Origin of the sequence: Variovorax sp. J22G73, from assembly GCF_030317035.1 — a bacterium.
Classification (GTDB): Bacteria; Pseudomonadota; Gammaproteobacteria; order Burkholderiales; family Burkholderiaceae_C; genus Variovorax.
This window is the reverse complement of sequence record NZ_JASZYK010000006.1, coordinates 164,244-176,759: the sequence shown is the minus strand read 5'-3', so window position 1 is coordinate 176,759 and position 12,516 is coordinate 164,244. Positions and strand designations below refer to the sequence as shown.

Below are 12,516 nucleotides of genomic sequence, written 5' to 3'. Positions count from 1 at the left end.
CGCTGGCGGTCCGGGGCAATCAGTCGATCCGCACTCTAGAAGGCGCCCGGCCCGGGGTCTTGAACGATCGTGCGTCGTTCGTTTTCAAGGTCGCGCCCGACGCTGGCAATGCGCAGCCACCGGGCCGGCGTCACGCCGAAGGCCTGCACGAAGTGTCGCGTCATGTGGCTCTGGTCGGCGAACCCCGCCATGGCGGCGCATTCGGCGAGGCTGCGGCCGGCCAGCATGTGGCCGCGCGCGCGGTCGAGCCGGCGCAGCGTGACGTAGCGGTAGGGGCTGGTTCCGAAGAAGGCGCGAAAGTCGCGCGAGAGGCTCCAGCGGTCGCGTCCCGTTGCCGCGGCGAGCGCGTCCAGCGTGACGATGCGGTCGGGGTCGTCGTGAATGAATTCCCGTGCGATGCGCGCCGCGCGAAAGTCGCCCGCCGCCGGGCTCGCAGGCGCTCCGGAGGCCGCCTGCAAGGCGAGCGCCAGCGACAGCAGCGCATCGTCTTCCTCGAGCGCTTCGAGCGGCGCGTCCAGGTGGTCCAGCAGCGCCCTGGCCGCGCGGGCAAGGCGCGGGTCGGTGGACACGCCCCCCGCGACGAAGGGCAGGGCGGCGCCGCCCAGTGCCTCCTGCAGCCGTGACGGCGCCACGTACAGCATGCGATAGCGGAAGCCTTCGGCCGTGCCGGCATGGCCGTCGTGCAGTTCGTCGGGATGCAGCACCACCGTGTTGCCCGCCAGGCTGTGTCGCAGCGACGCGCGGTACATGAACGATTGCACACCGGCCACCGTGCATCCGATGGCGTACGTGTCGTGGCGGTGCGGGGCGTACGCATTGCCGCCGAAGAAGGCTTCGATGCGCTCCAGGCCGCCGCTGTCGGCGCCGCGCAGCAGCCAGTCCGGGGCAGCGGAACGAGGTGTCATGCGGCGACTTTAGATGCACCCGCGCCGCGCGTCGAGCGCATGCGGTCACGTGAAAAACGCAGGCATTTTGTTCAAGATATGTCGCGCGATTCGGCGGACAGTGCGCGGGCGGCGACGCATTCCGCGTTCGCCGCCAACCACGCACTCCATGAAAAACAGCATGTCCGACATCAAGACGAACCCCGCGACAGGCGCCTCGCGGCGGCGTATTCTCGCGGGCGCGGCCGGCATCGCGACCGTGTCCGCCCTCGGTACTTCCACAGCGGCAGCCGCGCAGAAACGCGCGGCGCCACCGGCCTCCGACCACCTGAAAGGACTTCCCATGAGCTTTGTGACGACCAAAGACGGCGCGAACATCTTCTACAAGGACTGGGGCCCGCGCAACGCGCAGCCCATCGTCTTTCACCACGGATGGCCGCTGAGCGCGGACGACTGGGACACGCAGATGCTGTACTTCCTGGGCAAGGGCTACCGCGTGATCGCGCACGACCGCCGGGGCCACGGCCGTTCCTCGCAGACCGCGGACGGGCACGAGATGGACACCTACGCGGCCGACGTGGCCGCGCTCACCGACGCGCTGGACCTGAAGAACGCCGTGCACATCGGCCACTCCACGGGCGGCGGCGAGGTGGCGCGCTATGTGGCGCGCGCCAAGCCGGGCCGCGCGGCCAAGGCGGTGCTGGTGAGCGCCGTGCCGCCCATCATGCTGAAGACGGCGGCCAACCCTGGAGGCCTTCCGCTGGAGGTGTTCGACGGCTTCAGGGCCGCGCTGGCGGCCAACCGCGCGCAGTTCTTCATCGACGTGCCCACGGGCCCGTTCTACGGCTTCAACCGGCCGGGCGCGAAGGTCTCGCAGGGCCTCATCGACCGATGGTGGCTGCAGGGCATGATGGGCGCGGCCAATGCGCACTACGAGTGCATCAAGGCGTTTTCGGAAACCGACTTCACCGAAGACCTGAAGAAGATCGAGGTGCCCGTGCTCGTCATGCACGGCACCGACGACCAGGTCGTGCCCTACGCCGACTCCGGCCCGCTGTCGGCCAAGCTGCTCAAGCACGGAACGCTGAAGAGCTACGACGGCTATCCGCACGGCATGCTGTCCACGCACGCGGACGTGATCAACCCGGACCTGCTGGCTTTCGTGAAAGGCTGAGGCCGGGCGGCCTTCAGCGACGCGGCGCGGGGCTGCGCCGCTTGGGGGCGGAGCGAGGTGTGTCTGCGGCACCCGCAGCAGCATCCGCCGCCCCCGCCGCCCCCGCCGCCCCCGCCAGGCGCGCCTTCGCGCCTTCGAGCATCAGGTCCACGCCGACATCGAACAACGCGTCCGGGCCGGCCCGGCGGTAGTGGGCGAAGGCCTCGGCCAGCAGCGGGCGCGAGGCCGCCGCGGCGTCGAGCGCCTGCTGCTGCTCTTCGGCGTCGGGCGGCGTGGCCTGCTGCTCGAGCACGCAGCCCACGGTGTAGCGGCCCAGCGCGATCAGCAGTGTCATCGCCTGCGTCGCCGGCACTCCCAGCTCGACCACCGCGGCGAGCTGGGCCTCGACCATGTCGAGGTCGCCCGGGTCGGGCTCGGAGCCCGCATGCAAGCGCGCCCCGTCGCGCCGCGCCAGCAGCGCGCGCCTGAAGCTGCGCGCGTTCTCGCGCAGGAACATGTCCCAGGTTTCGCCGGGCCGCGGCAGCGTGCGCTCGTGCGCGCTGTGCAGGATCTGGCCGTTCATCGCGTCCAGCAGCGCGCGCTTGTTCTTGAAGTGCCAGTACAGCGCGGGCTGCTGCACGCCCAGCCGTTCGGCCAGCAGCCGGGTGCTGAGCTTGTCCATGCCAACCTCGTCGAGCAGCGCCAGCGCCGCTTCGAGGATCGCTTCGCGGTCGAGTTTCATGCCGAAGTGTGTGCGGGTGGGTGTGCCGATGTCATTGCGGCCGAGCATGCCATGCCGCACCCGGTGCTTCACAGGCTGGAATTTATCGCTGATAATTCCTTATCAATGATAAATTCCAACATCAATCCAGGCCCACCCAAGGGCTCATTCATGGGCGGCGGCCACGCGCACGCGGTGATCCTCGCGATCGTCACGCTCGACGCCGTCGGCATCAGCCTGGTCATGCCCATCGTGCCGAGCCTGCTGCGCGAGGTCGGCCATACCGGCGACCTCGGCTGGCGCTTCGGCGCCTTCCTGTCGCTCTACGCGCTGATGCAGTTCATCTGCGCCCCCGTGCTCGGCGCGCTCAGCGACCGCTTCGGCCGCCGGCCGGTGCTGCTTGTTTCGGTGCTGGGCGCCGCGGTCGACGCGCTGTTCATGGCCTTCGCGCCTTCGCTGTGGATGCTGTTCGTGGGCCGCGCCATCGCGGGCATGACCGGCGCGAGCATGGCGGTGGCCTCGGCCGCCATCGCCGACCTCACGCCCGAGCACCAGCGCGCACGCTGGTTCGGCCGCATGGGCGCGTGCTTCGGCCTGGGCTTCATCGCCGGGCCGGCGCTGGGCGGCGTGCTCGGCGACCACGGCGTGCGGCTGCCCTTCATCGCGGCGGCGGTGCTCAACGGCCTGACCTTCCTGGCCGGCCTGTTCCTGCTGCGCGAATCGCGCCCGCCGGCGCTCGCGCGGCAGCCCTTCGACCGCGGCGTGCTGCACCCGCTCGCGCCGCTGCGCTGGGCCGCGGGTTTTCCGGCGCTGCTGCCGATGCTCGGCGTGTTCCTGGTGCTCGTGCTGGTGGGCGAGGTCGCGGGCACCACCTGGGTGGTGTACGGCGAAGACAAGTTCGCCTGGAACGGCACCATGGTCGGCCTGTCGCTCGCGGCCTTCGGCCTGTTCCATGCGCTGGTGCAGGCCTTCGTGGCGGGGCCGCTGGTCGAGCGCTGGGGCGAGCGCGCGGCGATTGCCATCGGCACCGCGTGCGACTTCACGGCCTACGCGCTCATCGCCTTCGCCACGCGCGGCTGGATGGCGCTCGCGCTGCTGCCGCTGCTGTGCCTGGGCGGCGTGTGCGCGCCGGCGCTGCGCTCGTCGCTGTCGGTGCGCGTGGGCGAGGCGCACCAGGGCCGGTTGCAGGGCGTGCTCGCGAGCATCACCAGCCTGGCGGCGGTGGTCGGGCCGCTTTTGATCAGCACGCTGTACTTCGCGTACCGCACGACCTTCCCGGGCATCGTGTGGCTCGCGGGCGCGGCGGTGTATGTGCTGTGCCTGCCGGTGATGTTGCGCAAGACCTCGACGTGACAGGCTGAAACACGGGGGCACGAGAGGAAGGCCTGCATGACGGCCCGCATGCAGACCCCGCTCCACCTTCGGCATACGCAGTTTGTGGAATTTCCTTCGCCGCGCGCACGCGGAAAGATGCGCGGGCCGCAGCTTGCGACGTGTCATCGCCCGAAGGAGCTTCTTTCATGCTGACCGATCTTCAACTCGCGCAGGTCATGCGCAACGCCTCGCAGCGCCGGCGCGCGCTGTTCCTGCAGCCGCTGAACGACGCCATGGCCTCGCACGGCATCGACACGCCGCTGCGCATGGCGGCCTTCCTGGCGCAGTTGGCGCACGAAAGTGGCGAGCTGCAGTTCATGGAAGAAATCTGGGGCCCCACCGCCGCGCAGAAACGCTACGAGCCGCCCAGCGACCTGGCGCGCCGCCTGGGCAACACCCAGCCCGGCGACGGCCTGCGCTTCAAGGGCCGCGGGCCCATCCAGATCACCGGGCGCGCCAACTACAAGACCTTCGGCGACCTGATGGGGCTCGACCTGGTCGGCAACCCGCAGCAGGCCGCCACGCCGGAGGTGGGCTTTGCCATTGCCGGCCTGTTCTGGCAACGCAAGGGCCTCAACGAGCTGGCGGACGCGGGCAATTTCACCGAGATCACGCGGCGCATCAACGGCGGGCAGAACGGCGCGGCCGACCGTGAGCGTTTCTACGCGGTGGCAAAGCAGGTGCTGGGCGCCAGCGCGCCGGTGCAGCGCGCAGGCAATGCACGGGTCGGCGCCGTTGCGAAGCCCGTTGCAAAGCCTGGTGCGAAGGCCCGCGCGAGCGCCGCCGCCATCGACGCGCTGGTGCGCGGCCCCGAGCTGGTCGCGGCGGACGAAGCGGCGCAGCCCGCCCCGCAGGCAAAGCCGGTGAAGCCGGTGAAGCCGACGAAGCCAGGCAAGAGCAAGGGTGCGGCACAGGCCCCGGCCGACGCCCCGGTGCGCGTGCTCGACGCCCGCCCCGACACGCTCGACTTTCGCGACCTCATGTACACGCCCACGCTGGTCGAGGTGCCCACGCACGTGCCGCTGGGCGACTACATGGACCAGGGCGTGCCCATCCTCGACCAGGGCAGCGAGGGCGCGTGCACCGGCTTCGGCCTGGCCACGGTGGCCAACTACCTGCTGTTGCGCCGGCGCGTGGTGCCCGACAACGCGCCGGTGAGCCCGCGCATGTTCTACGAGCTGGCGCGCCGCTACGACGAATGGCCCGGCGAGAACTACAGCGGCTCCAGCGCGCGCGGCGCGATGAAGGGCTGGCACAAGCACGGCGTGTGCGCCGAGACGCTGTTCCCCTACACGCCCGCGAAGAAGAACGACCCGCAGGGCCTCACCGACGCGCGCACGTCCGACGCGCTGCGCCGTCCGCTGGGCGCCTACTTCCGGGTGAACCACAAGGACATCGTGGCCATGCACTCGGCGCTGGCGGAGGTGGGCGTGCTGTACGTCACCTGCACCGTGCACGCGGGCTGGAACGACGTGGGCGCCGACGGCGTCATCACGCAGTCGGACAGCATCACCGGCGGGCACGCCTTTGCCATCGTCGCGTTCGACGACCAGGGCTTCTGGCTGCAGAACTCGTGGGGCGCGTCGTGGGGCCGGCAGGGCTTTGCGCGCATCAGCTACGACGACTGGCTCGAGAACGGCACCGACGCGTGGGTGGCGCGCCTGGGTGCGCCGGTCACGCTGCGCAAGCTGGAGTCGATCGCGTCGGTGCATGCGTCGACCTCGGCGCAGTCGAACGCGTATTCCTTCGCCGACCTGCGCCCGCACATCGTGAGCGTGGGCAACAACGGCACGCTGAAGGCCGGCGGCGACTACGGCAGCACGCCGGCCGAGCTGGCGCAGATCTTCGAGCAGGACATCCCGCGCGTGACCCAGGGCTGGGACAAGCCGCGCATCCTGCTCTACGCGCACGGCGGCCTGGTGAGCGAGCAGGCCGCCACGCAGCGGCTGGCCGAATACCGCCCGCCGCTGCTGGGCGGCAACGTGTACCCGCTGGCCTTCATCTGGCGCACCGACTACTGGACCACCGTCACCAACATCCTGAAGGACACGGTGAGCCGGCGCCGCCCCGAAGGCGTGCTCGACGCCACCAAGGACTTCATGCTCGACCGGCTCGACGACGCGCTGGAACCGCTGGCGCGCGTGCTCACCGGCAAGTCGGCGTGGGACGAGATGAAGCAGAACGCGCTGGCCGCCAGCGACCCCGGCGGCGCCGCGGTGCTGGTGGCCGACCAGCTGAAGGCGCTCGCGAAGAAGCTGCCCGGGCTGGAGATCCACATGGTGGGCCACAGCGCGGGTTCCATTTTGCTGGCGCCGGTGGTGAAGCTGCTGACCGACCGCGGCCTGAAGGTGGAAACGTGCACGCTGTGGGCGCCGGCCTGCACGGTGGACCTGTTCCGCTCGGCCTACCTGCCCGCGATGCAGAAGGGCACGCTGGGCAAGATGGCCGTGTTCGCGCTGAGCGACAAGACCGAGCGCGACGACAACTGCGCCAGGATCTACAACAAGTCGCTGCTGTACCTGGTGTCCGCCGCGTTCGAGGCGCAGCAGCGCATTCCGCTGTTCCGCGAGGGCGAGCCCATCCTGGGCATGGAGCGCTGGATCGACGCGGGCCTGCGCGGCACCTTCGAGCAGCTGGGCGCGGAGCTGGTGCTGGCGCCGAACAACGCGCCGGCGGATTCGCAGGGGGCTTCGGGCGCGATGCACCATGGGGACTTCGACGACGACGAGAAGACGGTGATGTCGACGTTCAGGCGGATTGTTGCGGGGGCGGGGGCACCGAGCCGGTCTGCGCGTGGGGTGGCGGGCAGGGCGGGGCGGGCAGGTGTCGCGCGCGCGCAGCCGATGCCGGCGCACGTGGCCGCCGAACGCGACGGCACCACGCCGATGTTCCGCCGCTCGGAGTCGTCGCTGCGCGACCAGCGCACGCTGATCGATTTGAAGACGATGCGTTAGGTGGGGCGGGAGGCTTGCTGCATTGCGCGGACGTCATCGCCGCTCACCCTCACCCCAGCCCTCTCCCGCGTGCGGGAGAGGGGGCAATGCATCAGGGGCGAATTCAGCGCAGTGGGGTGTGTCGTGTTGTCCCCTCTCCCGCTTGCGGGAGAGGGTTAGGGTGAGGGCCGACTGCCTCACAACATCGCGCTGACTCAATCGCCGCGTGCCCCCACCCCAACCCTCCCCCGGAAGGGGAGGGAGCAAGACATCGGGGACGAATTCAGCGCGGCGGGGTGTGTCGTGTTGTCCCCTCTCCCGCTTGCGGGAGAGGGCTAGGGTGAGGGCCGACGGCCTCACAACATCGCGCAGTCTTCATCGCCGCGTGCCCCCACCCCAGCCCTCCCCCGGAAGGGGAGGGAGCAAGACATCGGGGGCGAATTTGGCGCGGTGGGGGGTGTCGTGTTGTCCCCTCTCCCGCTTGCGGGAGAGGGCTAGGGTGAGGGCCGACGGCCTCACAACATCGCGCTGACTCGATCCGACGCTCACCCCACCCCAACCCTCCCCCGGAAGGCGAGGCAGCAGGCCAAATCAACGCTCGATGGTCTTGTTCCATCGCGCGTTCCACGCGGGCCGGTTCGCGTTGATGCTTTCCCAGTCGATGGTCACGGCCGTCTTCATCCACTTGGTGATGTCCGCCACCTGCGCCGCGCCTTCACCCTCGGCCGGGGTCTTGGGGTTGGTCGGGATCTGCGCGCCGTACTGCAGCACGTTGGCCTGCGCCACCGGGCTCAGCAGGAACTCGGCGAGCTTCTGCGACAGCTCGGGCTCGCTGTTGTTGGCGATCACGCACTGGCCCACCATGAGCACCACCGCGCCTTCCTTGGGCGGCGCGTACTCCACCGGAATGCCCTTGGTCTTGAGCGCGGCCACGGCCGTGGGCGTCAGCGGGAAGATGGCCGCCTCGCCGGTCTGCACCATCTCCGACAGCTTGGCCGAGCTCGGGATGTACTCCAGCACGTTCGGGCCGATGGTGGTGGGCCAGGCCTTGAAGCCGGGCTCCACGTTCTTGTCGTTGCCGCCCTGGATGCGGTTGAACATCAGGAAGCCGTGCAGCCCGAAGGACGAGGACGACATCGACTGGAACACCACCTTGCCCTTGTACTTGGGGTCGGCCAGGTCCATCCACGAGGTGGGCGCGGCCCAGCCCTTTTCCTTGAACATCTTGGCGTTGTAGGCCAGGCCGGTCATGCCCAGGCTCACGCCGCTGGCCATGTCGTCCTTGAAGCGCGCGGCCGGGTAGATCTCGCTGAGCGAAGGGTTGGGCTTCTGCTTCTGGCACAGGCCCATGCCGATGGCGCGCACCATAATGCCGTCGTCCAGGAACATCACGTGCATCTGCGGCTTGTCCTTGTTGGCCTGGGCCTTGGCCAGGATGTCGGACGAGGTGCCCGGCACCACCACCACCTTGGCGCCGTAGGCCTTCTCGAAGGCGGGGAACACGTACTGCGAGTACGCCTTCTCCATGGTGCCGCCGTTCATGCCGATGTAGATGGTCTTGGTCTGCGCGAGCGCGGTGCCGGCGCAGGCAAGCAGCGCGGCCATGGCGACGGCGGCGGGGAGGGAGGAAAGAACGCGGGACGTGGCGATACGGGACTTGGCGGTGCGGGACATGGTGATGCTCTCCAATCAAGTTCAGGTGGGGAAATTCGACGTGGGTGACGTGGTGACGTGGGGAACGCGAGGCAGGTTGATTCAGCCGTCCGCAACGGCCAGCGCCTGCGCGCCGGCATGCGCGAAGCGCTCGATGGCGAACGCGTCGATGGGCGTGTCGCTTCGACCGTCGCGCGCGAGCTCGGCCAGCACCTCGCCGGCGGCCGGGCCGATCTGGAAGCCCGCGCCCGCGAAGCCGAAGCCGTGGAACAGGCCTGGCGTGGTGCGGCTGGGTCCGAGCACCGGTTCGCGGTCGGGCAAATAGCCCTCGGTGCCGCCCCAGGTGCGGATGATGTGCGCGTGGCGCAGCACGGGCAGCAGCTCGACCGCCTGCACCGCCAGCGTGGCGATGGCGTCGTGGTCGGCGCGCGCGCGGTCGGCGTCCAGCGTGATGCCGGTGCCGCCGCCGAGCACCAGGTTGCCGCGCGCCACCTGCCGGCAGTAGATGCCGCCGCCTTCCACGCCCAGGCTCCAGCCCATGAAGTGCGGCACCGGCTCGGTCACCGCCATCATCGGGCTGCGCGCGCGCATCGGCGGGGTCTCGCCGAACTGGCTGGCGATGGCGCCGGCCCAGGCGCCCGCGCAGTTGAGCAGCACCGGCGCCCGCACCTCCAGCGTGCCGGCGTCCTGAGCCGACAGCACCGTGGCGCGCACGGTGAACAGCGCGCCGTCGTGCGCCAACTCGTCGACGCGGTGCCGCTCCAGCACCTGCGCGCCGGCGCGCTTCGCGGCCAGCGCGAAGGCCGGCGACACCAGGCGCGGATTGGCCTGGCCGTCTTCCAGGCACAGCGAGCCGCCCACGGCGCGCGTGCCGAGCCAGGGGCATTCGGTGCGCAGGCGCGCGGCGGAAATCAGCTCCAGGCCCAGGTCGAAATCGCTGCTCATGGCGCGGTAGCGTTCCAGCGAGGCCATGTCCGCTTCGCTGCGCGCGATCTTGAAATGGCCCGAGCGGATGTACTCGCCGTCGGTGCCCAGCCGCGCGGGCAGCTCGCCCCAGATGCGGTGCGCGCGCTGCGCCAGCGGCAGCTGGCTCAGCGGGCGGCCCTGCCGGCGCACGCCGCCGAAGTTCACGCCGCTGGAGCGCGAGCCGCACAGGTCGCGCTCCAGCAGCACCACGCCCAGGCCCATGCGGCGCAAGGCCAGCGCGGCGGACGCGCCGACGATGCCGCCGCCGACGATGGCGACGTCGGTCTTCAGTGTCCTGGTGCCGCTCATGCGCCGCTCCCTTCGGCGGGCACCAGCCGCATCGGAATCGGCTTGATCGGTGCCTGCCCGCGCAGGCGGCCGACCTGCTGCAGCGGCTGCTGCGTGGCGTGCGCCAGTATCTCCGCCGCCGCCACGCCGCACATGCGGCCCTGGCAACGGCCCATGCCGACACGCGACAGCGCCTTCAGGCGGTTGATTTCGTCCGCGCCCTGCACGGCGACGGCCTGGCGCAGCGTGCCGGCGGTGATGTTCTCGCAGCGGCAGACCACGAGCTCGTCGGGCGCGTGCGCGGCCCAGTCGTCCGGCACCGGAAAGGCGCGCTCCAGGCCCTGGCGGAAAGCGCCGAGCTTGTGCAGCTTGCGTTCGAGCTCGGCGGCGCGCGCGGTGTCGGCCGCGATGCCCGCGTCGGCCAGCAGCGCCAGCGCCGCGCGCTCGCCCGCCCACTCGGCGGCGTCCGCGCCCATGATGCCGGCGCCGTCGCCCGCGAGGTACACGCCCTCGACGCTGGTGCGCCCCGCCGCGTCGCGCACCGGCAGGTGGGCGCGGTGCATGGGCGCGTAGTCGAAGCGGCAGCCGAGCAGGTCGGCCAGTTGCGTTTCGGAGCGCAGCGCATAGCCGAAGCCGACGGCGTCGCAGGCCAGCGTGTGTTCTTCCTTGCCGTTGCCCGCTTGCCAGGCCACGCCGGTGACGCGCCCCTGCGCCTCGTCGCCGAGCACGCGCAGCGGGCGCACGCCGCTGTGCAGCGCCACGCCGTGCGCGCGCAGCCAGCCGACGTAGTACACGCCCTTGGCGAACACGGCGGGCTGCGACAGCATCGCGGGCGTGGCGGCCAGCTGGTCGGCCAGGCGCGCGGTGTCGAGCACCGCGGCCACCTTCACGCCGGCCTTCGCGTACTGATAGGCCACCAGGTACAGCAGCGGCCCGGTGCCCATTAACACCACGCGCTGGCCGATGGCACAGCCCTGGAACTTGAGCGCCACCTGCGCGCCGCCCAGCGTGTACACGCCCGGCAGCGTCCAGCCCGGCACGGGCAGCACGCGGTCGGTGGCGCCCGTGGCGACGATGAGGTGGCTGTAGGGCACGCGGCGGTTGCCGCGTGTGGGGCCGTGCATCACGTCGAGCACCTTGTCTTGCGCGCTCCACACCAGGCTGTCGGGGTGGTGGTCGATGCAGCCCTGCAGGCCGTCGAAGGCGGCGTGCAGCGCATCGGCGCGCGGCGCCTCGAAGCCGTAGAGCGTGCGCGCGGTGCGCTGCGCCAGCCCCGCGGGCGGGCGCCGGTAGATTTGCCCGCCGGCGCGCGAGGCCTCGTCGATCACCACGGGCCGCAGCCCGTGCGCCACCAGGGCCTGCGCCGCGCGCACGCCGGCCGGGCCGGCGCCGACGACCACGGGGCGAAGTGCTTCGGTCGTGCTCATGCGCCGCTCTTTCCGGTGACCAGCGCCATGCCGGGCGCGATGAAGGTCGAGCAGGCGCGCAGGCGCTCGCCCTCGCCGGTGGCGATCCAGCAGTCCTGGCAGGCGCCCATCATGCAGAAGCCCGCGCGCGGCAGGCCGCTGAACTCGTTGCGCCGAAGCTGGGCGCCTTGCGTGAGCACGGCGGTCAGCACGGTGTCGCCGGCCAGCGCGCTGGCGGGAGCGCCGTCGAGCGTGAAGCGCACGCTCTCGCGGCCGGCGGCCTCGGCCACGCGGTGCAGCAATGGATGTGCATGCGATGCCGTCATTTGCTGCGCCCCACGAGCACGCGGTCCAGCCCGTACACACGGTCGAGCAGCACCATCGCAAAGGCGGTCACCGCCACCATCAGCGCCGACACCGCCGCCATCAGCGGATCGATGGACTCGGTGGCGTACATGTACATGCGCACCGGCAGCGTCACCGTGCTGGGCGAGGTGACGAAGATCGACATGGTCACCTCGTCGAAGCTGTTGATGAACGACAGCATCCAGCCGCCGGTCACGCCCGGCAAAATCATCGGCAGCGTGATGCGGCGGAACACCGTGGCCTGGCTCGCGCCCAGCGACAGCGCCGCCTGCTCGGCGCTGCGGTCAAAGCCCACCAGCGCCGCCACCACCAGCCGCAGCGTATAGGGCGTGACGATGAGCGCGTGCGCCATCACCAGCCACGCGAAGCTGCCCGTGCCGCCGACCAGCGCAAACAGCCGCAGCAGCGCCACGCCCAGCACCAGGTGCGGCACGATGAGCGGCGAGAGGAACAGGCCGTTCAGGAAGTTGCGCCCCGGAAACTCGTAGCGCGTGATCGCCATGCCCGCCGGCACCGCCAGCAGCGTGGCGATGGTGGCCGAGCTGAGCGCGAGCCACAGGCTGTTCCAGAACGACTGCATGAAGTCGGGGTGCGCGAACACCGCGCGGAACCAGCGCAGCGAGAAGTGCGTGGTCGGAATGGTCAGCGTGTTCTCGGGCGTGAACGCCACCACGCACACCACCACCAGCGGCGCGAGCATGAAGGTGATGACGAGCGCGTTGAACGCGAGGGCGATGGGGCCGTTCTTGGTCATGGTGCCTCCCGCCGGGCC

At 70.7% G+C, this 12,516-nt stretch carries 10 protein-coding genes; 3 read left to right on the top strand and 7 right to left on the bottom strand.

Features of this window, described 5'->3' with window-relative positions; genetic code table 11:
• Nucleotides 1-35: 35 nt before the first annotated feature.
• Nucleotides 36-905: an AraC family transcriptional regulator gene (locus QTI51_RS22310; RefSeq protein ID WP_116911469.1), complete on the bottom strand. Its 870-nt coding sequence runs from the start codon at nt 903-905 to the stop codon at nt 36-38.
• A 322-nt stretch (nt 906-1,227) separates the two neighbouring features.
• On the opposite strand from QTI51_RS22310, the gene QTI51_RS22305 reads away from it, so the two are divergent.
• Nucleotides 1,228-2,058: an alpha/beta fold hydrolase gene (locus QTI51_RS22305; RefSeq protein WP_286516214.1), complete on the top strand. Its 831-nt coding sequence runs from the start codon at nt 1,228-1,230 to the stop codon at nt 2,056-2,058.
• Between the two features lie 13 nt (nt 2,059-2,071).
• Here QTI51_RS22305 and tetR read toward each other — a convergent pair whose 3' ends face one another.
• On the bottom strand, nt 2,072-2,779 hold the full coding sequence (gene tetR / locus QTI51_RS22300; RefSeq protein WP_286516215.1) for a tetracycline resistance transcriptional repressor TetR: 708 nt from the start codon (nt 2,777-2,779) through the stop codon (nt 2,072-2,074).
• Between the two features lie 150 nt (nt 2,780-2,929).
• Between tetR and tet the strand changes: the two genes are divergently transcribed.
• Complete coding sequence (gene tet, locus QTI51_RS22295; RefSeq protein WP_116911466.1) at nt 2,930-4,111, top strand: Tet(A)/Tet(B)/Tet(C) family tetracycline efflux MFS transporter; 1,182 nt, start codon at nt 2,930-2,932, stop codon at nt 4,109-4,111.
• 167 nt (nt 4,112-4,278) lie between these two features.
• Nucleotides 4,279-7,086 (top strand): C1 family peptidase, encoded by a 2,808-nt coding sequence (locus QTI51_RS22290; RefSeq protein ID WP_207786759.1) that lies wholly within the window; start codon nt 4,279-4,281, stop codon nt 7,084-7,086.
• A gap of 570 nt (nt 7,087-7,656) precedes the next feature.
• Here QTI51_RS22290 and QTI51_RS22285 read toward each other — a convergent pair.
• The 5 genes from QTI51_RS22285 to QTI51_RS22265 form a co-directional block, all read right to left on the bottom strand.
• On the bottom strand, nt 7,657-8,739 hold the full coding sequence (locus tag QTI51_RS22285; protein ID WP_503011534.1) for an ABC transporter substrate-binding protein: 1,083 nt from the start codon (nt 8,737-8,739) through the stop codon (nt 7,657-7,659).
• Between the two features lie 81 nt (nt 8,740-8,820).
• Nucleotides 8,821-9,993 carry an NAD(P)/FAD-dependent oxidoreductase gene (locus QTI51_RS22280; RefSeq protein WP_116911464.1) on the bottom strand — a complete coding sequence of 391 codons (1,173 nt, stop codon included), beginning with the start codon at nt 9,991-9,993 and terminating at the stop codon, nt 8,821-8,823.
• The gene (locus tag QTI51_RS22275) at nt 9,990-11,399 is read right to left on the bottom strand and encodes an FAD-dependent oxidoreductase (RefSeq protein WP_286516217.1); all 1,410 of its coding nucleotides are present in this window, start codon (nt 11,397-11,399) and stop codon (nt 9,990-9,992) included. Before QTI51_RS22275 ends, QTI51_RS22280 begins: the two co-directional genes overlap by 4 nt.
• The gene (locus QTI51_RS22270; RefSeq protein ID WP_116911462.1) at nt 11,396-11,704 is read right to left on the bottom strand and encodes a (2Fe-2S)-binding protein; all 309 of its coding nucleotides are present in this window, start codon (nt 11,702-11,704) and stop codon (nt 11,396-11,398) included. The genes QTI51_RS22275 and QTI51_RS22270 overlap by 4 nt, the downstream gene beginning before the upstream one ends.
• Nucleotides 11,701-12,498 carry an ABC transporter permease gene (locus QTI51_RS22265; RefSeq protein WP_116911461.1) on the bottom strand — a complete coding sequence of 266 codons (798 nt, stop codon included), beginning with the start codon at nt 12,496-12,498 and terminating at the stop codon, nt 11,701-11,703. The genes QTI51_RS22270 and QTI51_RS22265 overlap by 4 nt, the downstream gene beginning before the upstream one ends.
• Nucleotides 12,499-12,516 lie beyond the last annotated feature (18 nt).

Excerpts from the sequence above, each read along its gene's own strand:
- QTI51_RS22310 (WP_116911469.1), bottom strand. The coding sequence starts at position 905 with ATGACACCTCGTTCCGCTGCCCCGGACTGGCTGCTGCGCGGCGCCGAC.
- QTI51_RS22305 (WP_286516214.1), top strand. The coding sequence starts at position 1,228 with ATGAGCTTTGTGACGACCAAAGACGGCGCGAACATCTTCTACAAGGAC.
- tetR (WP_286516215.1), bottom strand. The coding sequence starts at position 2,779 with ATGAAACTCGACCGCGAAGCGATCCTCGAAGCGGCGCTGGCGCTGCTC.
- tet (WP_116911466.1), top strand. The coding sequence starts at position 2,930 with ATGGGCGGCGGCCACGCGCACGCGGTGATCCTCGCGATCGTCACGCTC.
- QTI51_RS22290 (WP_207786759.1), top strand. The coding sequence starts at position 4,279 with ATGCTGACCGATCTTCAACTCGCGCAGGTCATGCGCAACGCCTCGCAG.
- QTI51_RS22285 (WP_503011534.1), bottom strand. The coding sequence starts at position 8,739 with ATGTCCCGCACCGCCAAGTCCCGTATCGCCACGTCCCGCGTTCTTTCC.
- QTI51_RS22280 (WP_116911464.1), bottom strand. The coding sequence starts at position 9,993 with ATGAGCGGCACCAGGACACTGAAGACCGACGTCGCCATCGTCGGCGGC.
- QTI51_RS22275 (WP_286516217.1), bottom strand. The coding sequence starts at position 11,399 with ATGAGCACGACCGAAGCACTTCGCCCCGTGGTCGTCGGCGCCGGCCCG.
- QTI51_RS22270 (WP_116911462.1), bottom strand. The coding sequence starts at position 11,704 with ATGACGGCATCGCATGCACATCCATTGCTGCACCGCGTGGCCGAGGCC.
- QTI51_RS22265 (WP_116911461.1), bottom strand. The coding sequence starts at position 12,498 with ATGACCAAGAACGGCCCCATCGCCCTCGCGTTCAACGCGCTCGTCATC.